The following is a 22,470-nucleotide window of genomic DNA, read 5'->3' on the forward strand; positions in this document are numbered from 1 at the left end:
GAGCACCAGACATGCCACACGCCAAACGCTGGCTGTACCTCGTCCATCGCTGGCTGGGCGTGTTGCTGTGCGCCTTCTTCGCCATGTGGTTCCTCTCGGGCGTGGTGATGATGTACGTGGGCTATCCCAAGCTCACGCAGGCCGAGCGCCTGGCCCATCTGCCGCCGCTGCGCAGCGCCACGCGGGGCCCCGAACGCCTGCTGGAGCCCGCCGACGCCCTCGCGCGCGCGGGCCTGACAGGCCCGCTGCAGGACCTGCGGCTGGCCGTGGCCAGCGGCGGGCGCGCGGTGTACTTGGTGGTTCCCGCGGCCCCGACGGGAGACGCCGCACCCCGCCCGCGCCGGGCACCCGCACCTGCGGTCGTCGACGCCCTCACGGGCGAGCGGTTGCAGCATGTGGACGCCGCACACGCCATCGCCTCGGCCCAAGCCTTCGCGCAGCAGCCCGATGCCACCATCGACTACCAGGGCACGATCGACGAAGACGCCTTCACCCACTCGCGTGCACTCGACGTGCACCGCCCACTGCACCGCCTGCACCTGGGCGACAGCGCGGGTACCGTGGTCTATGTGTCGGGCACCACGGGCGAGGTAGTGCGCGATGCACCGCTGCAAGAGCGGGCCTGGAACTACGCGGGCGCCTGGATCCACTGGCTATACCCGTTCCGCGGCAATGTCTTCAACGACTACTGGACGGACATCGTGAACTGGCTGTCCATCGCAGGCATCGTGCTCACGGTAACGGGCACGGTGGTAGGCGTGCTGCGCTGGCGCTTCAAGGGTCGGTACAAGACGGGCGCGCGCACGCCCTACCGGGGCTTCATGATGCGCTGGCACCACATGTTCGGGCTCGTGTTTGCGGTCATCACGTTCACGTGGATCTTCAGCGGCCTCATGTCCATGAACCCCTGGAAGATTTTCGACAGCGGTGCCGCCCCCCTGCGCCAACAGGCCATGCACGGCGGCCCACTGGTGCTGCCTGCGCAAGCCGCCACCGTGCATGCGCTGCTCTCGGCCGGGTCCCTCGACACCCGCGAACTGCGCTGGATACGCAGCGCAGGCCACACGCTGGTGCTTGCAAGCAGCCCCACCGGCGCACCTGCGGTGCTGGACGCCACCACGGCCGCGCCCCACACCTGGGCCACAGGCGCTGTGGCCCAGGCCGCCACACAGCTGCTGCCCCACGCCGTGGTGCGCACCGAAACCCTGACCGCCTACGACCTGCACTACTACGACCGCGCCGCCCACACCATGACCGGCGGCGCCGAGAAGCCTTTGCCGGTGCTGCGCGTGGTGTTTGAAGACCCCCACGCCACCTGGGTCCACATCGACCCCCACACCGGCGCCGTGCTCGGCCGCACCGACAGTTATCGCCGCACCAGCCGCTGGCTGTTTGCCATGCTGCACAGCTGGGACTGGCTGCCCCTGCTGGAACGCAGGCCGCTGTGGGACGTGGTACTCATCGTGCTTAGCCTGGGCGGGGCAGTGATGAGCATGACGGGGGTGGTGTTGGGGTGGCGCAGGCTGGGGGTGAAGCTGCGCGAATCGAGGGGGCCGTCAGCTTCGGCTGCGCAGCGTCCGGCTCAGCAGAATCACCGGCACCAGCCCCACGGCCACCAGCGCCAGTGAAGGCAGTGCCGCCTCGCCCAGACGCTCGTCGCGCGCGAGCTGGTAGGCCACCACGGCCAGGGTGTCGCTGTTGAAGGGGCGCAGCACCATGGTGGCAGGCAGCTCTTTCATCACGTCCACAAACACCAGCAGCGCGGCGGCGGCGGTGGAGCGCTTGAGCAGCGGCCAGTGCACGCGGGTCAGCAGGCCGGGGCTGCCGATGCCGAGCATACGGGCCGAATCGTCCAGACTGGGCGGGATGCGTGCATACCCGCTTTGCATGGACTGCAGGGCCACAGCGCAAAAACGCACCAGGTAGGCCCACACGATGCCGAACGCAGTAGCCGTGACGAGCGCGCCCACGCCCCAGTGCGGCATGGCGGCCTGCAGCCAGCCCACAGGCAAGAGCAGGCCCACCACGATGACGGCGCCGGGCACGGCATAGCCCACGCTAGCCAGTTGCACCACGCCACGCGTAATGGCGTCGGGCTGTCGGCGCACGGCAAAGGCCAGGGCCAATGCGATGACCACAGCCAGCGCGGCGGTGATGCCACCCAGGCGCACGCTGTGCCAGGCCCATTCCATGAAGCGCTCCCACGGCAGCACCGACCAGTCTGCGGCCAGCGGCCGGAGCATGAAGAGGACCGGGGCGACAAAGCCCATCAGCACGGGCACCGTGCACACCGCCCAGGCTGCCCAGCGGCGCGCTCCACGCAGGGCCAGCGGTTGCGCTTCGGCCGAGCCTGCGCGCCCGCCAACTGCGGCAAAACGCATGCGCTTTTGCGCGCGGTGTTCCAGGTGCAGCAGCGCCATCACCACCAGCAGCAGCATGGTGGCCAGTTGCGCGGCCGCCAGGCGGTTGTCCATCGACAGCCAAGCCTTGTAGATGCCGGTGGTGAAGGTTTGAATGCCAAAGTAGCTGGCCACGCCAAAGTCGGCCAGGGTTTCCATCAGCACCAGCGCCACGCCAGCCGCCACGGCAGGCCGTGCCAGCGGCAAGGCGACAGCGCGAATGCGGCGCGACAGCGGCGCGCCGAGCAGGCGTGCGGCCTCCATGAGGTGAGCGGCGCGCTCACCCAGCGCCGTGCGGGCCAGCAAGTACACGTAGGGGTACAGCGAGAAGATGAAAACCCACACCGCACCGCCCAGGCTGCGCACTTCGGGCAGCAGGCGGCCCTCCAAGCCGAAGGTATTGCGCAGCCCTACCTGCAGCGGGCCGCTGAACTGCAGGAAGTCGGTGTACGCGTATGCCGTCACATAGGCGGGCATCGCCAGCGGCAGGAGCAGCAGCCATTCGAGCGTGCGCCGGCCCGGAAAATCAAACAGCGTGACGGCGGCCGCCGTTCCCGTGCCCACGATGGCCGCGCCCAGCGCCACCAGCACGCTCAGCCACAGTGTGGTCCACACATAGCCTGGCAACACGGTGGCCGCCATCTCGCGCAGGATGGCGCCGGCATGGGCGTCGCCCTGGCCCACGGGCAGCCATGACGCGAGCACGGCCAGCACGGGCAATGCCAGAAAGCCCGCGAACAGGATCAACGGGACGGAGCGAAAGGCAAAACGGGGCATGCGGCGCAAGGCGGGGGCTCGATCAACGGAGTAGAAAGTAACACCCATGGCCGGGCTCCGGGGGCGGGGCAATGCTCAAGAATGCAAATGCGAATTTTAAGCATTCGCCCCGCGCCTAGAATAGGAGTATGTTTCTTGAGGTCTCCCAACTCGAAGTGCGCTATGCCGGCCGCGCCCAGGCCGCTGTACAAGGCGTGACGCTGGCATTGAAGGCCGGTGACATTGGCGTGCTGATCGGCCCGTCGGGCTGTGGCAAGACCACCCTGCTGCGCGCGGTGGCGGGACTGGAGCGAGTGACGGGTGGTGAGATCCGCCTGAGCAAAAGCGTGGTCAGCAGCGCCAGCCTGAGCTTGCCGCCCGAGCTGCGGCGCATCGGCATGGTATTCCAAGACTACGCGCTGTTCCCGCACCTCTCGGTGGGTCGCAATGTGGCCTTTGGCATCCACCAGCTGCCGAAGGCCGAGCAAGCCGCGCGCGTGACCGAGGTGCTGAAGCTGGTCGGACTGGAGGGCAGCGAGCAGCGCTTTCCGCACGAGCTCTCCGGCGGGCAGCAGCAGCGGGTGGCGCTGGCGCGTGCGCTGGCGCCGCGCCCGCAGCTCATGCTGCTGGACGAGCCGTTTTCGAACCTGGACGTGGACCTGCGCGAGCGCCTCGCGCACGAGGTGCGCGGCATTCTGAAAGCCGCGGGCGCCACGGCCTTGTTTGTGACGCACGACCAGTTCGAGGCCTTTGCCATTGGAGACGTGATTGGTGTGATGCACGAGGGCCAGCTGCACCAGTGGGACGATGCCTATACCCTGTACCACCGCCCCACCAAACGCTTTGTGGCCGACTTCATCGGCCACGGCGTGTTTGCCCCCGCCACACTGGTGCAGCGTGGCGACAACGTGGTGGCGCAGACCCCCCTGGGCGAGCTGACGGACCTGGACGAATGCCCCCTGCCCGGCAGCTACCCCGCTGGCGAATGCGACGTGTTGCTGCGCGCGGATGACATCGTGCACGACGACCACGCGCCGGTGCAGGCGCAGATCGTGCGCAAATCTTTCCGCGGGTCGGAATTTCTGTACACCCTGCGCCTGGCCAGCGGCCACACCGTGCTGGCTCATGTGCCCAGCCACCACGACCATGCACTGGGCGAATGGATCGGCATCCGCGCCCAGGTGGACCATGTGGTGACTTTTCCCCGGGGCTGACGCCTCGAAATTTGGGTCAAATCAGGCTCTAGCGCTTTTCCAGAGCGCGCTGGCAGCTATCAAATTTGACCAGTTTGCATACTGACTGTGCGTGTCGCGCCACAACCGCGTCATCGCGCCCCCGACCCATCGGCCGCATCCACCAGCAAGTGATTTCTCATGGGCATGCCTCACAGCATTCCCGCGCTGCCCGGCATGAAGACCGCACTGACCGCACCCATGAGCACACCCATGACGATGGCGGCAATGAGCACCACAACGGTGTAGGCGACCGACTTTTCGGGGGCGCTTTTCATCAGCACGGGCAACCCGGTGTACAGCAGGTAGATGGAATAAAGGGCCGCCAGCAGGCCCAGCATGGACAACACCGACAGCAGGCTGAAAACGCCCCCCAAGAGCGCCGCCGTGCTGGCGTACACCGCCACCTTGAGGGCCTGAATCTGGCTCTTTTGGCCCCCAAAGGTGGGTGCCAGCGCGTCGATGATGAGCCCCAGCACGAAGATGCCCGCCAGGCTGAGGGCATACGACAGCACCATGTTGACCAGCCCCGCCAGCAGGGGCATGCGTACCGACACGCCAAAGGCGCTGAACCCGATGAGCGATAGCCCGATGAACCCGCACACGGCCGGGACCGCGGCCAGGACCATGGCGTAGCGGGTGTAGAGGGTTGCGGCGTCGGTCGGCTCCGCGTCGATGGTGGCCCAGGTGGTCTGGGGCTGCAGAAGAATGCTCTTGGCGCGCTCTATCAGGTTCATGGTGCCCTCCCGGCAATGGCAATGGCGTGTAGCGGTGTTGGAACAAGGCCCGTGCGGCGACTCGCGCGGGCCTACGAAACCGCGAACGATAGGAGCAAACCACCCGAGGAGGAGGACGGCCCGCCACAGAGCAAGGCCACGGTTGTGCAATATGTCCGGTTTTTGCCGCGCGTCGTGCGCGTCGCCGAGCATGCCGCGGCTGCGTCAATGCGGTCGGGAGGCGGCCAGCGACCGGTATCAGCCTTGTGCGGGAGGCAGTGGTGCAGGTTCTGGCGGGGTTTCAGACGGGGACTGGGCGGGAGGGGGTTCCGGTGTTTGCGCCGGAGTCTGGCTGGCCGGGGCGGGTGGCGTCTGCGCTGGCGTGGTTGCCGGCGTGGCGCCGGGGGCCGACGCGGGCGGTAAGGCAGGCCGCAGTCCCGGCACCACGGCGGGGGTGTTGACCCCTTGCGCCACAGCGGCCATGGCGCTGAACATCATCAGGGCCCACACGCACCATTCACGGAAACCTTGGCGGAACAATTGCAAAGCAGACATGGCGACCTCCTTGATGCCACCCCGGTCGATGGACCGCAGGCTGGCCGCCAGTCTCGCGCCCGCCGCGCTGGTGCGGCGTCGGACAAGGCCGCAAGGCTGCCGCAGCACAGCGCGCAAAGCGACCGGGAAGACTCAGCTGCGGCGCAGCCCGTCGACCACGCCCTGCAGGTGCTGCGTGAAGGTGCGGCGATCGCGGCCCGCAGGCAGCTCAGGCTCGCCATAGTGCACCACCGCTTCGATGGCCGGGGCACTCAGCGTGCGCCAGATGGATCCCACCAGGGTTTCATCGCCGATATAGCTGGGGGCAAAGCTGGTGGTACCGCTGGCGCGGTCCACAAAGCGCAGCCCCACGGGTTGCACGGGCGCATCGGCGGCCACCGCGGCCTGCAGCAGGTTGGCGTGAAAGGGCAGCATCTCGCGCCCGTCGCCCGTGGTGCCTTCGGGGAACACGGCCAGCACCTCGCCGCGCTGCAGCGCCTCCTGCATGGACTTCACCATGCGCAGCGCGTCGCGGCGCGAGCTGCGCTCGATGTAGAGCGTGCCGGCGGCGGTGGCCAGTGCGCCGATGATGGGCCAGCCCTGCACATCGGACTTGGACACGAAACGGCAATGGCGGGCGGCGTGCATGACGGGGATGTCCAGCCACGAAATGTGGTTGGCTACCAGCATCACCGGCCCCGTGACGGGCGGACGGCCCTGGATGCGCAGACGGATGCCCGCATGGGCCAGCAACTGCAGCGACCAAGCCTGCACGTGAGCGTGCTGCTGGTCGGGGGAAAGCGCCGGAAAGCGCAGCGCCACGATCCACACGCCCTTGGCGATGTGCGCCAGCATGCGCAGCAGCCGGCCACTGGCGCGCAACAGTCTCATCACCAGGCCCGAGGGTGGCGGCGGCGCACTGCGTCAGGCCGCGTCGAAGGCGACTTGGCCGCCGACCAGCGTCATGCGCACGCGGCCGGGCAGTTCGTAGCCTGAGAACGGCGTGTGTTTGCCCTGGCTGCGCAAGGCGTCGTCCTGCACCGTCCAGGCGGCCTGCGGGTCAAAGATGCAGAGGTCACCGACGCCCCCTTCCACGATCTGGCCGACGCTGGCCTGCAAGGTGCCCAGCGCATTGCCCAGCACCCGGGCCGGCTCGCTGGTCACCACGGCGAGGGCGCGCGCCAGCGGCACGCCGCTGTCCTGCGACCACTTGAGCGCCAGGGACAGCAACAGTTCAAGCCCCGTGGCGCCGGGTTCGGCCTCAGCAAACGGCAGGGTCTTTGCGTCTTCATCCACCGGGGTGTGGTCGGACACCAGCGCGTCGATGGTGCCATCGAGCAGCGCCGCGCTCAGGGCATCGCGGTCACGCTGCTGGCGCAGCGGCGGCGTCAGGCGCGCGCGGCTGTCGAAGAAGCCGATGTCGTTCTCGGTGAGGTGCAGCGAGTTGATGCTGACGTCGGCCGTCACCTTCAGGCCATCGGCCTTGGCGCGGCGCACCAGCTCCACGCCGGCAGCGCTGCTCAGGCGGCACAGGTGCACTCGCGCGCCGGTGGTCTTGAGCAGTTCAAAAATGGTATGCAGCGCAATCGTCTCGGCCGCCACGGGCACGCCCGACAGACCCAGGCGCGTGGCCAGCGCACCGCTGGCGGCCACCCCACGCCCCAAGTGCATCTCTTGCGGGCGCAGCCACACGGTGTAGCCAAAGGTGGCCGCGTACTGCAGCGCGCGCTGCAGCACCTGGGTGCTGGCCAGCGGCACCTCGGCCTGGCCGAAGCCCACACAGCCGGACTCGGTCAGCTCGGCCATCTCGGTCAGCACCTCGCCGGCCAGGTTGCGGGTGAGCGCACCGAGCGGGAACAGGCGCGACTGGTGCAGCTTCTCGGCGCGGAACTTGAGCATCTCGACCAGGCCGGGCTCGTCGAGCACAGGGTCGGTGTCGGGCGGGCAGACCAGGCTGGTCACGCCACCGGCCACGGCGGCGGCCATTTCGGATTCGAGCATGCCTTCGTGCTCGTGGCCGGGCTCACGCAGCCGTGCGGCCAGGTCCACCAGGCCGGGCAGCACGATGCAGCCGGCAGCGTTGATGGTGCGGTTGGGCGCAAAGTCGGGGGGCACGCGGTTGACGCTCACGATACGGCCTGCCGCCAGCGCGATGTCGCAGGTCTGGTCAAGGCCCGAAGCGGGGTCGATCACACGGCCGTTCTGGATCAGTATCTTCATGATTTCAAGCCAAATTGGCTGCTAGCGCTTACTGGATAAGCGGTAGCAGCTATGAAAACAGGAGTGTTTGTTCCGAGCGTCATGCTTCGTTACCAGCCACGATGGACATCACAGCCATACGGACCGCAATACCGAAAGTCACCTGCGGCAGGATCACGCTCTGCTTGCCATCGACCACGGCGGAGTCGATTTCCACGCCGCGGTTGATGGGGCCGGGGTGCATGACGATGGCGTCGGGCTTGGCCAGCTGCAGCTTTTCCTGCGTGAGGCCGAAGCTCTTGAAATACTCCTGGCTCGACGGCAAGAGCGCACCGCTCATGCGCTCGTTCTGCAGGCGCAGCATGATGACCACGTCGGCATCCTTGATGCCCTCTTCGAGCGTGTGGCACACGCGCACGCCCATCTGCGCCATGTCCGACGGCACCAGTGTGCGCGGCCCTACCACACGCACTTCGGCGCAGCCCAGCGTGGTAAGGCCGTGGATGTCCGAGCGCGCCACGCGCGAGTGCAGCACGTCGCCCACGATGGCCACGGTGAGGTTGCTGAAGTCCTTCTTGTAGTGGCGGATGGTGTACATGTCCAGCAGCCCCTGCGTGGGGTGGGCATGGCGACCATCGCCGGCGTTGATCACGTGCACATGGGGCGCCACATGCTGGGCAATCAGGTACGGCGCGCCCGACTCGCTGTGCCGCACCACGAACAAATCGGCCGCCATCGCGCTCAGGTTGGCGATGGTGTCGAGCAGCGACTCGCCCTTGCTGGCCGAGCTGCGCGCGATGTCGAGGTTGATCACGTCGGCCGACAGGCGCTTGGCCGCGATCTCGAAGGTGGTGCGGGTGCGCGTGCTGTTCTCGAAGAACAGGTTGAACACGCTCTTGCCACGCAAGAGGGGCACCTTCTTCACTTCGCGGTCGTTCACGCTCACGAAGTTGGCCGCCGTGTCGAGGATGTGCGTGACGATGTCGCGCGGCAGGCCCTCGATGGACAGCAGGTGGATGAGTTCGCCGTTGCCGTTGAGTTGGGGGTTGCGCTTGTGCAGCACGGTCAGGCCTCTTTGACTTGGAATTGGAAGATGCCGCTGTCGTCACGCGCCAGGGCCAGCGACTGGGCGGCAGGCAGGGCCACACGCGCAGCGGCAAAGTCGGCCTGCACGGGCAGCTCGCGCCCGCCCCGGTCCACCAGCACGGCCAGGCGCACGCTGGCGGGGCGACCGTAGTCGAACAGCTCGTTGAGCACGGCGCGGATGGTGCGGCCGGTGTAGAGCACGTCGTCGAGCACCAGCACATCGGCGCCATTCACATCAAACGGCAACGCGGTCTGCGCGCTGGCCGACAGACCGCGCTGGGCGAAGTCGTCGCGGTGCATCACCGACGAGAGCACACCTGCGGGCCCTTCGAGGCCCAGGTCTTTTTGCAGGCGCTCGGCCAGCCAGGCGCCGCCCGAGGCAATGCCGGCCAGGCGCGTGGTGGGGGTCAGCATGCTGCGCACTCCGCGCAGCAGTTCGCGGTACAGCGCCTCGGCATCAAGCACCAGGCTGCCGGACATTCCGGGGGATGGGGTGGTCATGGGAGATTCCTCAAAAACTGTTCCAGGATGATGCAGGCCGATGCCGCGTCGGCATCCTTGGCACCACCCGCGATGGCTTCCGTGGTGCTGTAGCGCTCGTCCACCTCGAACACCTGCAAACCAAAGCGCCCGCGCAGCTGGCGCCCGAACTTGAGAGCCCGCGCAGTGTTCTCGTGGCTGGCGCCGTCAGGGTGGTAGGGCACGCCGATCACCAGTGCGTCGGGCTGCCATTCCTTGATGCGCTCGGCCACCTGGGCAAAACGAGCGTCGCCCTCGGCCTGGATGGTGCGCTGGGGCGTGGCGCTGCGCAGCATGCGGTTGCCCGAGGCCACGCCCGTGCGCTTGAGCCCGAAGTCAAAAGCAAGAAAGGTCTGGAAATGCGCAGGAACCGCTGGCGGCTGGATGGACTGAGCGGGCGCGCCAGTCATGCGTGCCCCGCCTCGGGCGACAGCATCCAGGCCTGCAGGCCCAGCAGCGACAAGGCCCGGTCGTAACGCTCGGGCACGGGGGTGTCAAAGATCACCGACAGATCGGCCGCCACGGTGAGCCAGGCGTTCTCGGCCAGTTCGGATTCAAGCTGCCCCTCGCCCCAGGACGAATACCCCAGCGTGATGAGCACGCGGCGGGGGCCGGCGCCGGTGGACAGGGCTTCGAGCACGTCCTTGGAGGTGGTCATCTCCAGGCCGCCGGGGATGGTCATGGTGGAGGCATAGGCCGACTCGTCGGTTTCCGCCTTGTCCATCAGCATGGGTTCGTGCAGCACAAATCCGCGCTCGGTCTGCACCGGGCCGCCCTGGAAAACGGGCTCTTTGGTAAGGTCCTCGCGGCGCAGGGACAGGTCTACCTTGTCGAACAGGCCCTTGAGGGTGATATCGGTGGGCTTGTTGATGATGAGGCCGAGCGCACCGCGCTCGCTGTGCTCGCACAGATACACGACGCTGCGCGCAAAAGACTCATCTTCCAAGCCGGGCATCGCGATCAGGAAGTGATGCGTCAGGTTGATGGGCGCAGAATCGAAAGACATCCCGCAATTTTAACGGTGAACATGCCCCCCTCCCCCGCGTCCGCCTACCCCTGCGGCCTTGTCTGGTTTCGCCGCGACCTGCGCGCTGAAGACCATGCGGCCCTGTACCACGCCCTCACCCAGTGCGCGCAGGTGCACTGCGTTTTTGTGTTCGACACCGACATCCTGGACACGCTACCGCGTGCGGACCGCCGAGTGGAATTCATTCGTGAATCACTGGTGGAGCTGGACGCAGCGCTACGCAACCTGTGCGGCCATGCGCAAGGGGGCTTGATCGTGCGGCACGCGGCTGCCAGCGAGGCGGTGCCTGCGCTGGCAGAGGAGCTGGGCGCACAGGCCGTGTTTGCCAACCACGACGACGAGCCGGCCGCACTGGAGCGGGACAGCCAGGTGCGCACGCGGCTCGCTGCGGCAAGCCGTGCGTTCCACACCTTCAAGGACCACACGGTGCTGGAGCGCAGTGAGGTGCTCACGCAGTCGGGCAGCCCATACAGCGTGTTCACACCCTACAAGAATGCCTGGCTCAAGAAGGTGGATGCGTTCCAGCTGTCGAGCTACCCGGTGGAGCGGCATGCACACCGCCTCGCCCCGCGCCCTCCAACATGCCGCCATGCGGTGCCCGATCTGGCATGGTTGGGCTTTGAACCCGCAGGCCTGGCGCAGCTGCGCATTCCGACCGGCGCCAGCGGGGCCCGACAACTTCTGAAAGATTTTCTGGGTCGCATTGCGCGGTATGACACAGCACGGGATTTTCCGGCCATCAAGGGCCCGAGTTACCTCAGCGTGCACCTGCGGTTTGGCACCATCTCGCCGCGTGTGCTGGCGCGCACTGCGCACGGGCTGATGCGCGAGGGCAATGCCGGCGCCACGACCTGGCTGAGCGAGCTGATCTGGCGCGATTTCTACTTTCAGATCCTGCACCACCATCCGCACGTCGTGGGGCACAGCTTCAAACCCGCGTACGACGCCATTCAGTGGGAAACCGGACCCGAGGCCGACGCCTTGTTTGCCGCGTGGTGCGAAGGCCGCACGGGCTATCCGCTGGTGGACGCCGCCATGGCGCAGATCAACCAGACCGGCTACATGCACAACCGCCTGCGCATGGTGGTGGCGAGCTTTCTGGTGAAGGACTTGGGGCTGGACTGGCGCCGGGGCGAGGCCTACTTTGCCGAGCACCTCAACGATTTTGATTTGGCGGCCAACAACGGCGGCTGGCAGTGGGCCAGCTCCAGCGGCTGCGACGCGCAGCCCTACTTCCGCATCTTCAACCCTGTAAGCCAGAGCGAGAAGTTTGACCCCGAGGGCAAGTTCATCCGCCGCTACCTGCCGCAGTTGGCCAGACTGCCCGACAAGGCGCTGCACGCGCCATGGCTGGCACGGCCACTGGACCTGCAGGAGGCCGGCGTGCACCTGGGGCGCGACTACCCGCACCCCGTGGTGGACCACGACGCCGCACGCCAGCGCACGCTGGCGCGCTACGCGGTAGTGAAAGCGGCTCACGCCGACTGAGGGGGGGGTAAGGGGTGAGCGACCCCGAGGGGAAATGGGGGCTCACGAAAGCCTGCGGGCTCAGCGGCCGTTGGGCGCTCCTGCTTCCTGCTGGGCACTCATGCTCATGCCGTCCACGCTGAGCGTGCCTCCAGCTGCCAACCGCAGCTTGAGCGAAAGATCGGTGCGATTGTCGGCATGGGCGATGGCCTCTTCGGCGGAGATGGCCCCCGCTTCCACCAGCTTGAACAAAGAGTGGTCGAAGCTGCACATGCCCTGCTCGGTGCCACGGTTGATGGCGGTCTTGAGCTCGTCGATCTGGCCTTTTTGGATCAGGTCCGCCACGTAGGGTGTCAGCAGCATGATCTCGGTGGCCGGCACCAGCCGGCCCTGGACACCTTTGATGAGGCGCTGAGCCACCACCGCCCGCAGGTTGAGCGACAGGTCCATCTGCAGCTGCTTGTGCGCGTGTTCAGGGAAGAAGTTCAGGATGCGCTGCACCGCCTGGTTGGCGTTGTGCGCGTGCAGGGTTGATACGCAAAGGTGCCCGGACTCGGCATAGTGCAGCGCGTGCTGCATGGTGGCCCGGTCGCGGATCTCGCCGATCATGATCACGTTGGGCGCCTCGCGCATGGCGCGGCGCAAGGCCTCGTCGTACGAACGCGTGTCGATGCCCACCTCGCGCTGCGTGATCAGCGACTTCTTGTGTGGGTGCAGGTATTCGATGGGGTCTTCAATGGTGAGGATGTGCCCGCTGGCATTGGTGTTGCGGTGGTCCAGCAGCGCCGCCAGCGTGGTGGTCTTGCCAGACCCTGCCGACCCCACGGTCAGGATGAGCCCGCCCTTGAGGAAAGCAAGGTCCTTCAGCACCTGGGGCAGGCCCAGCTCATCCAACGTGGCAATGCTGCCCGCCACATGCCGGATCACCATGCCCACCTGGCCGCGCTGCAGATGCACGTTCACCCGGAACCGATCACCTTCGGCGGTGGCATACGAAAAGTCGCACTCCATCGTGGACTCGAACTCGTGGTGCTGCGCCTTGCCCATGATGGAGTACGCCATGGTGCGGATGTCCTGCGCCCGCAGCACCTGCTGGCTGATGGGCAGGAAGGCCCCCTGCCTCTTGACGGTGGGCGGTGCGCCCGCCAGCAGGAACAGGTCCGATGCCTTCTCCCTCGCCACCAACGCGAGGCATGCGAGCAGGCGGCTGTCGCCGTACGGAGCAGGTGCGGTGGCTTCCAGGGAAACAGCCGATTGATTCATGGAGTCCATAGGCAAAGTCGCTGGGTTGGGACGAGAGGAAAACGCTGCTGTGGAAGAAAAAACGCTCTGCCCCTTGCGGGGAAGAGCGTTTTACAGGAGCACCAGGGGTCGTTCAGACCTCGGCCGGCGCCGCCAGTCGGGCGTAGTGCTGGATCAGGCTGAGCAGTTCCTCGTCGGAATAGGGCTTGCCCAGGTAATGGTTCACGCCCAGTTCCATCGCGTGCTCGCGGTGCTTTTCGGCAATGCGCGAGGTGATCATGATGATGGGCAGGTCGCGCAGCGCGCCATCGGCGCGGATGTTGCGCGCCAGGTCAAAACCGTCCATGCGCGGCATTTCGATGTCGGACAGCACGACCGTGGGGCGCTCTTCCTGCAGACGTTCGAGGGCTTGCAAGCCGTCGGCCGCCAGCGCGACCCGGTAGCCTTCGCGCTGCAGCAGGCGCTGCGTCACGCGGCGCACCGTGATCGAATCGTCCACCACCAGCACCAGTGGGACCTGGCTGGTGCCCGTCAGTTGGGCAGACGCCACCGCCTTGCCCGCACCCGAACCGCCTGCCGCATCCGCCGCCACCGGTGGCAGCCCCACGCTGGACGAACGCACCTGGTCGCCATACACCGTGGCCAGCGCCACGGGGTTGTAGATCAAGACCACCGCACCCGAAGCCAGCACGGACATGCCCGCGAGGCCCGGCAGGCGGGACAGCTGCGGCCCCAGGTTCTTCACCACCACTTCCTGGTTGCCCAGCACTTCGTCCACGTGCATGGCAATGCGCTGCGACGCGCTTCGGAAGATAACCACCGGGCGCGTCTTGCTGCCGGGCTCGTGGCTGCGGGCCGAGGCCTGCAGCAGCGCCCCGGACCAGAAGAACGGCAGCTTTTCGGTGCCATCGTCAAATGTGCCCGTACGGTACGCCTCCTCCAGATCGGCAGCCGAAGTGCGGCGCACGATTTCCACCACGTTGGCGGGCACTCCAATGGCCAGTTCGCCCGCGCGCAGCATCACCACCTGCGTGACGGCCGTGGTCAGCGGCAGCACCATGCGGAAGGCCGCACCCTTGCCGGTTTCGGTCGAGGTCTCGATGCGGCCGCCCAGGGCGTTGATCTCGGCACGCACCACGTCCATGCCAATACCGCGGCCGGAAAGGCCGGTGACCTCGCTGGCCGTCGAGAAACCGGGCATGAAGATCAGATTGGCGGCATCAGCGTCCGACAGCTCTACATCCGCGCTCACGATGCCCTGGGCCAGGGCCTTCTCGCGGATGCGGGGCAGGTTCAGGCCGGCGCCGTCGTCACGGAACTCCACTGACACGTCGTTGCCTTCGTGGTGCAGATCGATGGTGATGGTGCCGGAGGCAGGCTTGCCCGCAGCCGTACGCACCTGCGGCTCCTCGATACCGTGGGCCACGCAGTTGCGCAGCAGGTGTTCGAACGCGGGCGTCATGCGGTCCAGCACGCCGCGGTCCATTTCAATAGATCCGCCGGTGATGTCCAGCTTGATCTGCTTGCCCGTTTCTTTCGATGCTTGGCGCACCACCGCGTACAACCGCTCGGAGATGCCTTCGAACTCCACCATGCGGGTGCGCAGCAGGTCGCGCTGCAGTTCACGCGCCTGGCGGCCCTGGGCGATCAGGTCGTCTTCGGCACCTTCCATCGCACGCTGCAGGTTGCGCTGCACGGTGGCCACGTCGTTCACGGACTCGGCCATCATGCGGGTCAGTTCCTGCACGCGGGTGAAGCGGTCGAACTCCAGAGGGTCAAAGCCGGCGGCCGAGTCCTTGGACAAGGCCAGGCGCGACTGCATCTGGGATTCAGCCTGGACCTCAATGTCGCGCAGTTGCTGGCGCAGACGGTCCAGGTTGCCCGACAGGTCGGTCAGCGAAGTGCGGAATTGACCCAACCGCACATCCAGGCGCGAGCGGCTGATCAACACTTCGCCGGCCTGATTGACCAGGCGGTCCAGCAGCTGTGCACGCACGCGCACTGACTGGCTGGCCGCCACGCGCAGCGGTGCGAGCTGCGAGGGAACGGGCATACGCGCGGCAGCGGGCGCCACGGGCTTGGCGGCGGAGTCTGCAGCGGGCGACTCGGGGGCCGCGGTCGCAGCAGCATCCACCACGGCCGACGCTACCGCCGCTGTGCGAGGTGTTTCCACCGGCAGGGAGACCACCGTGTCCGCAGGGTTCTGGCCGATCGCGCGCAGGGCCTCGAAGTTGGCCTGCAGGCCGTCAAAGCTGGCCTGCAGCGGCTCGATCTGGTCGGCCGTGACGGACTCCGCGTCGAGCTGCTCGATCGCGGACTCCAGTCGGTGGGCCATTTCGCCCAGGCGCATCGCGCCTGCCAAGCGTGAGCTGCCCTTGAGCGTGTGCAGTGCACGAAGCACCTCGCTGCGCGCACCCAGGTTGTCGGGCCGCGAGGCCCACTGGCGCAATGCACCGCCAAGCTGAGGCAACAGTTCCAGCGCTTCTTCTTCAAAGATCGGGAACAGGTCCGGATCGATGACGTCGATGGCATCGATGTCATCGTCCACGTCCGTGCTCATCGCGATTGCGTGTGCAATAGCGTCGTCAACTTGCTGGTCGTGGTCGTGCACCACCGCCGACAGGGCTGGCGCGACATGACCCGGATGAACCACCGGGGACTCTGGCTCAGGAGCAGCAACTGCTTGCAAGGGCTCGGCCCCGGGCTGTGCGAACGCCACGGGCGCCGCGTCCTCCACCAACTCTTCACGTTCGAGCGGGAGGTCGTCTTCTTCTTCAGGAGGCGACAAGGTGTTGGCCACCTCGGCTTCGAGGATTTGGCGCAACTGCTCCAGCACGTCAGGATTGGGCTCCTTAAGGAAGCCGGCGGCAAACTGGTGCAGCAGGCGGCGAATGTCTTCCGCTGCGGCCAGGAAGGCGTGCGACTGTTCTTCGGTGCCACCAGACTGCAACTGCACATGCTGCAAGGCATGCTCCAGCAAGCGCGAGAGCTCGGACAGCGCCGTGAACCCGACGGTGGCGGAACTGCCCGCCAGCGAGTGCGCGAGTGCCACCGAGGTATCGGGCAAAGGCTGGTGCAGCTCAAGAGCCCATTCCTGCAGGCACGTCACCAGACGACGCGACCATTCATCGGCCTCGTTGAGGTACACGTTGTACAGCGGGATGCCGATGCGCAGGGTCTCTATCACCTTGACCGCGTCGTCACCCGAGCTTTCATCGAGCGGCAGGTCCTCGTGGATGTCGGCCACCTCGGCAGGGGATGCTGCGGCGACCTCTTCCACCAACGCTGCGGGAACGTCTTGCGCCGCCGCTGTCACCGCTTCGATAACTTCTTCGGCGAGTGGAGGCTCAGACGCCTGCGCGTCGGCAGGGGTGTCCAGAAGGCTTTCCAGTTCTGCGAGGGTGGCAGCGTCGAGGTCCGAGATTTCCAGGGCTTCGGTTGCCAGGTCGGGCAAGTCGTCTGGGGCAGCTTCGGAGGGCAGGACCAGCAAATCAGCGTCCGCCCCTGCGGTGGGTCCAGGCTCGGCCGCCGCAGGCACTGCAGGCTCCAGATCGGGTAGCTCCAGGTCCAGGACGAAGTCCACACTGGACGGATCGACAGCGGGCGCCCCGCCCAGAGTTTCATTCACGGCCGCAGCAAACACCGAGAAGTCGATGTCTTGTGCCATACCGGGTGCTGCGGCGCCTTCTGACGGCGCTTCGGGCACGTGGTCCGAAATCTGGGTGATCTCGAAGTCGGGAACAGCCAACTCCTGGTCGGAGGTTTGCGCCACTTCCTGGACAACTTTCACTGCGGATGGATTCGCATCCACACTCAACGGCGTTTCGGGCGTCAGGGTTGCGGGCTCAACATCCAACAGAGGTGCGTCCATCAGCGCCTCTGCCGCCACCAGCGGTTCTGGCGCAGCGGGTGCAGGGGCCAGCTCGGCCTCGCCGCCTGTGGCAAATGCCAGGGGCACCAACTTGCCATCCAGGCGCATGGCATCAGCCGATTTGCGGAAGGGCTCGGTACTCCAGCCCTCAGCCGTGCCGGCGGCGATGTCGTCCGCCCAGCGGCTGAAGGCGCGCATCGCATCGGACGAAAGCTGCAGCAGGTCTGGATGCATGGGCTTTTGCTCAGCCAGCCAGGCATTCAGCAGTTGCTCCATCGACCAAGCGGCTTCACCGAAGTCGTTGAGCCCCACCATGCGCGAGCTGCCCTTGAGCGTGTGGAACGCGCGGCGCAGCGTGGTCTGTTCGCTCAGATTCCCTGGCTCTTCCTTCAGCTGTTCAATGGCCGCCAAGCCCGTCACCACCACCTCACGCGCCTCTTCAAGGAACACGTCCAACAGTTCGTCCTCGATCTCCAGGGGCCGGGCCACCGGTGCGGACGCGGCAGGCGCGGCTGCCGGAGGAGGCAGGGATGCCGCGGTATCTGCCGCGGGCGGAGCGTCAAACGAAATCTCCGGCGCCAGGGCCGCAGGCTCGGGCTGCGCTGCGGCGGGTGCTGGAGCAAAGTCGGGGAACGGAGCGAAATCGGTGGGTTCGCTCACGGGTTCGGGAACCGGGAAACGCGGCACCACGTCCGGCAGCGGCACGCCAGCCCGTGCGTCAAGCTTGGTCGGAGCCTCCTCGGCTGCATCGCTCGCACGCGAGCGCGTTTTGCCCATCAGGATGCGCAGTTCGCCAAGCTCCTCGTCGTACACAAACAGCTTGCGCGCCATGGTGCGCTGGTAGCTGAGCATGTCGATGAGGAACCCCAGCGCCCCCAGGCTGTTGCCCAGTTTTTCAAAAACGCCCTGACGCTGGTCTTCGGGCACCTCGTTGATGAGAAGACGATCCACGGTGTCGCGCATCCGCACAACGGCGAGCGAGGCCTGGTCCAGGCCCAGCACTGAAAGCACACCGCGCATTTGCGCGAGATGGCTCGGCACGGTGGCAAGCACCGCCGTGTCCTGCGTGTTGCGGAAGAACTGGTCCAAGGATTTTTCCACTTCGCCCAGCGTGGCACGCAATTCGTCCACCACACTGCCCATGGTCTGGTTATCGCTGACGCGGCGGTACAGCTCTTCCATCCACTGCTCGAGGGGCTCCGGCTCGGCGCCGGCACCTACAGCGTCCAGACGCTCGGCCAAGCGCGTGGCGCGGGCAGCCATCTGGTCATCCGCTGCGTCCAGTTCTTCAAAGGCCGCTTGCAGATACAGAACGGATGTGGCCACTTCCATGGCCAGCGCTGCGGAAGGGGGTTCCCCGGAGCGCGTGGTGGTGTCCAGGGCACGGGTCAGCGCCTGAGCGAGGCTTTCGCTGCCCGGGTGCAGCTTGCGCAGCGAGTCGCACACCAAGCTGAACTGGTCCGCCGCAGGCTTGAGCTTGTTGCGGTCGCCGCCAGCCAAGGCGGACCACGTCTCAGTGGCCGATGCGATGCGCTTACGCGCCTGCAGCAGCAAAGCGGGGTCGAAACGACCGAAGCGGGCGGTCTCATAGTCCACCGGCTTGAAGCGATCCAAGGCGAACGCCTGGCGCACCGCCATCAGGGACGGCAGATCGGACGAGGCGGAGTCCGCTGGCTTGGCCTGCGAGCAGAAGAACAGCAGATCCTGCACGAGACGGTCGGCGATGGTGGGATCGCCCTTGGCCAGCGTGGCGTATTGCATGAGCACGCGGGATGCCACGCGCTTGACGTAGACGTCGGGCGGCAAAAGGCCTGAGCCGAAGGCTTCGAAGAAACCTGCGCAGATTTTCCAGAACGCGCGGGACTGCCTGTCGGAATGCGCGGCCACAAACCCGAGGCACGTGTCACGCAGACTGAGGGCAGCCGTCAAGTCACCCGTCTTGACTATCCGCAGGACTGCGGAATCCAGGCGCGCACGGGCTTCCGGTCCGTAAGGCAGCGGGGGCACGGCCACGGTGCCTTCCGGCTCGCGAAAGCGGCGCTCCACTGGCCAAAGGTCGGCGGGGTGGACGCGGTCGGCGCCCGCCAGCGCCTGGGCGTCTCGGTACTGAGGAAACAGGGCCACCGGCGAGGCGGGTTTGCCAGCCAAAACGGTCTCAAGGTACTCAATCAGGGCAAAGCTGGCACGTTCGATCACGGCTGCAGCATCGTCGCTGCAGGTCTCGGGCCGCTGCACGAACTTCTGAACCGCAGTTTCCATGGACCGCAGCACGAGTGCCGGCGGGCCCATTCCGACCATTTCCAGAGCACCGCAGGCTTGGTGAAGCTGTTGGCGCGCTATGCGCAACGGGCCGGCGTCCAGCGCGGCCAGATCCGACTCCCGTGCAGTTTCAGCATCGCGCACAAAGCGCCGCATGGCCTTGACCGCACCGTCCAGCGACTTGCGCAGTTCGTCTAGCACCCACGCCAGCGGCCCCAGGTCGTGATCTCCCTGGCTCCCATCCGCGGCCGGTGCGTTGTTGACATCAATAGATGACATGAATTCGTCCCCGGCTGCAAAGAGCCAGCTAGTTGGTGACTACGTACTGCTGCTGGGTCAGGCGATCTTGAACCGAGACACCGATTGGCGAAGTTCTTCAGCCATGTGCGAGAGTTCGCGCACCTGCTGCGCCGTGGAGCGCGTACCCTCACCGGTCTGCTCAGTCACAGCGAAAATGTGCTGGATGTTGTCGGCCACTTCGTTCGCCAGAACGGCTTCGCGGGATGTGGACGAGGAAATCTGCTCAATCAGCTCTGCAAGACGGCGCGACACGCGGTCGATTTCGGTCAGTGCAGTACCAGCAGAGTCGGACAGACGGGCCCCCTCCACCACACCCTGCGTGGAGCGCTCCATAGCGGCCACAGCATCTTGCGTGTCGGTCTGAATGGCCTTCACCAGCGCCGAGATCTGGCGCGTAGCGTCTGCGGAACGTTCAGCAAGGCGCTGCACTTCTTCCGCCACCACAGAGAAGCCACGGCCGGCTTCACCGGCAGATGCGGCCTGGATGGCAGCGTTCAGAGCCAGCACGTTCGTCTGCTCGGTAATGTCGGAAATCAGCTCGGTGATTTCACCGATCTCTTGCGACGATTCGCCCAGGCGCTTGATCCGCTTGGAGGTGTCCTGGATCTGATCGCGGATGGAGTTCATACCGCCGATGGCGTTCTGCACGGCCTGAAGACCGGAATCCGCAGCTTGCAGCGACTGGCGGGCCACAGTGGCAGACTCCTGCGCTTGCGTGGACACTTCGTTGATTCGGGTCGCCATGTCCAGAACGGAGCGCCCGGTTTCGCGGATTTCGCGCAGCTGCTCTGTCGAGGCGGCCAGCAGCTCGGTCGAGGTGGAATCCACCTGGGCAGTCGTCTGGGCCACGCGGGTCGCCGTGTTCTGCACACTGCCCACCAGCTGGCGCAGCTCTTCCACCGTGTAGTTCACCGAGTCGGCGATAGCGCCCGTGATGTCTTCGGTCACAGTGGCTTCTTGCGTCAGGTCACCTTCAGCGACCGACTGCAGTTCGTTCATCAAACGCAAAATGGCGGCCTGATTGGCGTCATTGACGCGCTTGGCTTCCTGCTCCTGGCGCTTGGCGTCGCGCTGCTGCATTTCAGCGTTGGCCTGGCGGCCACGGCTGTCCAGCAGTTGCACGCGGGAAATACCGATACCGCAAAGCACCACGAACAAACCGGCCAGTGCCAGGGCGGCCACCTGGCCACCACCCAGACCTGTTTGGGCCGAGAGCTTCGTCTGCAGACCTTCCAGCTGGCGGCGCAACGGTTCGCTGTCGGCAATGATCGCGGACTGGGCTTCACGGGCGGACACCAGACCTTGCAGGTTGCCCAGAATGGCGCTGGCCTGGGTGCGGGTCTGTTCGTACAGCTTGATCAAGGCATCCAGTTGCTCGCGGGTTTGGGCATCCTTCGTGGGAGCCAAGCGCAATTCAGGACTGCCGTCCAGCAGGCCCTGGGCAATCTCCTTGAACGAGTTCAAGTCCTTCCCCAGCAGGAACACGGCCTCGGGGCTCACACCTTCCATGGTCTGGAATTCGTTGGCGGACTTGCCGATACGCTGGGTCAACATCACCAGCTGGCCAGCTGCGGAGATTTCAGCCGCGGGCGCGTTCTGTTGCAGCTTCAGGGACGAGACCGTTTCGGCGATTTCCAGCAGGTCAGAAGACTGGCGGTTGATGGTGCGCAGAGCGTCGCCCACCTGGGTCAGGATCTTCTGCTGGCCCATCACCACGCTGGCGTTGCGCTCGGCGCGCTCCATCAAGGGGTTCACCGCTTCCAGGTCGGGCTTGTAGGGCTCGCCCAGCGAATCCACACCCAGTTCGGCATCGCCACTGTTGAGCGCGCGCACGTTACGCGCCAGCACACCGGAGCTTTCCACCACGTCGGGGAAGGCCTGGGGGCTCCCCACCAGCGCCTGCGACACCGACTTGGCCAAGCGCTGCGACTGCATCAGCGACTGGCCGGTGGCCGCAAGCTGCTGCGCAGACCGGTCGGCCTGCTGCAGCACCCAGAACGCGATGGCACCCAGCACCAGCACACCCACACCCAACAGCGCCAGCAGGCGCCGCTGATGGGCTGCGGCCGTGGCCCGACCCAGCAGTGGCAGGGCAATCAGGTCTTCTTCCGCATCGGGAGCAGTCAGCTCCGGGGAATAACCCTCTGCATCACCCTGCACACTGTTCAAGGCATCGGATGGGTAGCCATCAGCAAGCTGGGCCGCTTCAAGCGACCCGGTGCCCATGAGATCACGCCCGTCATCGGCCTTGCCGGCATCCGACGCGGCGGGTTTCCGGTTGAACATTTTTCCAAATTGATTGACGACGGACATGGTGCAGCCTTACAGAAAAACTCAAGCACTGATGCTCAGGAAAGCGGGATGTTGGGACAGGATCTGCAAGTTCAGCTCCTGCCAGCGGGTGCCGCTGGAATCGATATAGGTGGTGCCGAAGTAACCTGGGGAATCTTCGGCGGGCGGCTCGGAAGTGACGAAGGCGTCGGTGCCGCGCAGGCCGGAAAGGCGATCCACCAGCAGCGCGGCATTCACGTCCAGCGCGGCGTTGAAGGACAGCAGGCTGGACTCGGCCAATGCCTGGTCGGACCGCGGCGCCGTGGACCCCAAGAGGCCTGCCAGATCGACCACGCCGACCAAGCCACCGCGCAGGTTGGCCACGCCCAGGAACCAGCTTTGCGTATAAGGCACCGCCTGCACGGGAACCCACGGGAAGATCTCCCCGGATTGCCCAAGCGGCAGCAAATAGAAACTCCCGGCGGACTCCACAGCCAGCCAGGACGAAACAGACGTACCTTCGGATCTTGCAGCCTGCAGCCGGCTGGCAAGTCGGGTCTGGAGCTCTCGAAGGGCTTCGCGGTTGGCCATG

At 66.2% G+C, this 22,470-nt stretch carries 16 protein-coding genes; 3 read left to right on the forward strand and 13 right to left on the reverse strand.

The window, feature by feature from the left end:
• Positions 1-11: 11 nt before the first annotated feature.
• Positions 12-1,628, forward strand: a complete 1,617-nt coding sequence (locus ACK4HJ_RS01330) for a PepSY domain-containing protein (protein WP_409826988.1) — start codon at positions 12-14, stop codon at positions 1,626-1,628.
• Here the strand turns inward: ACK4HJ_RS01330 and ACK4HJ_RS01335 are convergent.
• Complete coding sequence (locus tag ACK4HJ_RS01335; protein ID WP_409827385.1) at positions 1,557-3,176, reverse strand: ABC transporter permease; 1,620 nt, start codon at positions 3,174-3,176, stop codon at positions 1,557-1,559. The genes ACK4HJ_RS01330 and ACK4HJ_RS01335 overlap by 72 nt on opposite strands.
• 128 nt (positions 3,177-3,304) lie before the next feature.
• Between ACK4HJ_RS01335 and ACK4HJ_RS01340 the strand changes: the two genes are divergently transcribed.
• Positions 3,305-4,369, forward strand: coding sequence for an ABC transporter ATP-binding protein (locus tag ACK4HJ_RS01340; protein WP_409826990.1), 1,065 nt, complete (start codon positions 3,305-3,307; stop codon positions 4,367-4,369).
• 170 nt (positions 4,370-4,539) lie between these two features.
• Here ACK4HJ_RS01340 and ACK4HJ_RS01345 read toward each other — a convergent pair whose 3' ends face one another.
• From ACK4HJ_RS01345 to ACK4HJ_RS01380, 8 genes are all read right to left on the reverse strand, one after another.
• Entirely contained in the window at positions 4,540-5,124 is a 585-nt protein-coding gene (locus ACK4HJ_RS01345; protein WP_409826991.1) for a Yip1 family protein, read from the reverse strand.
• A gap of 237 nt (positions 5,125-5,361) precedes the next feature.
• On the reverse strand, positions 5,362-5,658 hold the full coding sequence (locus ACK4HJ_RS01350; RefSeq protein ID WP_409826992.1) for a hypothetical protein: 297 nt from the start codon (positions 5,656-5,658) through the stop codon (positions 5,362-5,364).
• Positions 5,659-5,790: 132 nt separating this feature from the next.
• Positions 5,791-6,528 (reverse strand): lysophospholipid acyltransferase family protein, encoded by a 738-nt coding sequence (locus ACK4HJ_RS01355; RefSeq protein ID WP_409826994.1) that lies wholly within the window; start codon positions 6,526-6,528, stop codon positions 5,791-5,793.
• Positions 6,529-6,561: 33 nt separating this feature from the next.
• The gene (locus ACK4HJ_RS01360) at positions 6,562-7,857 is read right to left on the reverse strand and encodes a dihydroorotase (RefSeq protein ID WP_409826996.1); all 1,296 of its coding nucleotides are present in this window, start codon (positions 7,855-7,857) and stop codon (positions 6,562-6,564) included.
• 79 nt (positions 7,858-7,936) lie between these two features.
• A complete protein-coding gene (locus ACK4HJ_RS01365) occupies positions 7,937-8,899 on the reverse strand; it encodes an aspartate carbamoyltransferase catalytic subunit (protein WP_056066217.1) in 963 nt (320 codons plus the stop codon).
• Between the two features lie 2 nt (positions 8,900-8,901).
• Positions 8,902-9,423 (reverse strand): bifunctional pyr operon transcriptional regulator/uracil phosphoribosyltransferase PyrR, encoded by a 522-nt coding sequence (gene pyrR / locus ACK4HJ_RS01370; protein WP_228896299.1) that lies wholly within the window; start codon positions 9,421-9,423, stop codon positions 8,902-8,904.
• Entirely contained in the window at positions 9,420-9,851 is a 432-nt protein-coding gene (gene ruvX, locus ACK4HJ_RS01375; protein ID WP_409826999.1) for a Holliday junction resolvase RuvX, read from the reverse strand. Before ruvX ends, pyrR begins: the two co-directional genes overlap by 4 nt.
• Positions 9,848-10,447, reverse strand: a complete 600-nt coding sequence (locus ACK4HJ_RS01380; RefSeq protein ID WP_409827001.1) for a YqgE/AlgH family protein — start codon at positions 10,445-10,447, stop codon at positions 9,848-9,850. The genes ruvX and ACK4HJ_RS01380 overlap by 4 nt, the downstream gene beginning before the upstream one ends.
• Positions 10,448-10,468: 21 nt before the next feature.
• Here ACK4HJ_RS01380 and ACK4HJ_RS01385 point away from each other — a divergent pair, with 21 nt between their 5' ends.
• The gene (locus ACK4HJ_RS01385) at positions 10,469-11,956 is read left to right on the forward strand and encodes a cryptochrome/photolyase family protein (RefSeq protein ID WP_409827003.1); all 1,488 of its coding nucleotides are present in this window, start codon (positions 10,469-10,471) and stop codon (positions 11,954-11,956) included.
• Positions 11,957-12,016: 60 nt separating this feature from the next.
• On the opposite strand, the gene ACK4HJ_RS01390 is transcribed toward ACK4HJ_RS01385, so the two are convergent.
• The 4 genes from ACK4HJ_RS01390 to ACK4HJ_RS01405 all read right to left on the reverse strand — a co-directional run bounded on the left by ACK4HJ_RS01390 (position 12,017) and on the right by ACK4HJ_RS01405 (position 22,469).
• Positions 12,017-13,198: a PilT/PilU family type 4a pilus ATPase gene (locus ACK4HJ_RS01390; RefSeq protein WP_409827387.1), complete on the reverse strand. Its 1,182-nt coding sequence runs from the start codon at positions 13,196-13,198 to the stop codon at positions 12,017-12,019.
• 112 nt (positions 13,199-13,310) lie between these two features.
• Positions 13,311-19,586, reverse strand: a complete 6,276-nt coding sequence (locus ACK4HJ_RS01395; RefSeq protein ID WP_409827005.1) for an Hpt domain-containing protein — start codon at positions 19,584-19,586, stop codon at positions 13,311-13,313.
• Between the two features lie 57 nt (positions 19,587-19,643).
• Positions 19,644-21,920, reverse strand: coding sequence for a methyl-accepting chemotaxis protein (locus tag ACK4HJ_RS01400; RefSeq protein ID WP_409827007.1), 2,277 nt, complete (start codon positions 21,918-21,920; stop codon positions 19,644-19,646).
• A gap of 21 nt (positions 21,921-21,941) precedes the next feature.
• Positions 21,942-22,469 carry a chemotaxis protein CheW gene (locus ACK4HJ_RS01405; RefSeq protein WP_409827009.1) on the reverse strand — a complete coding sequence of 176 codons (528 nt, stop codon included), beginning with the start codon at positions 22,467-22,469 and terminating at the stop codon, positions 21,942-21,944.
• Between the last annotated feature and the right edge of the window lies 1 nt (position 22,470).

Source organism: Acidovorax sp. (genome assembly GCF_046294525.1).
In the GTDB taxonomy this organism is placed as follows: Bacteria; Pseudomonadota; Gammaproteobacteria; order Burkholderiales; family Burkholderiaceae_C; genus Acidovorax.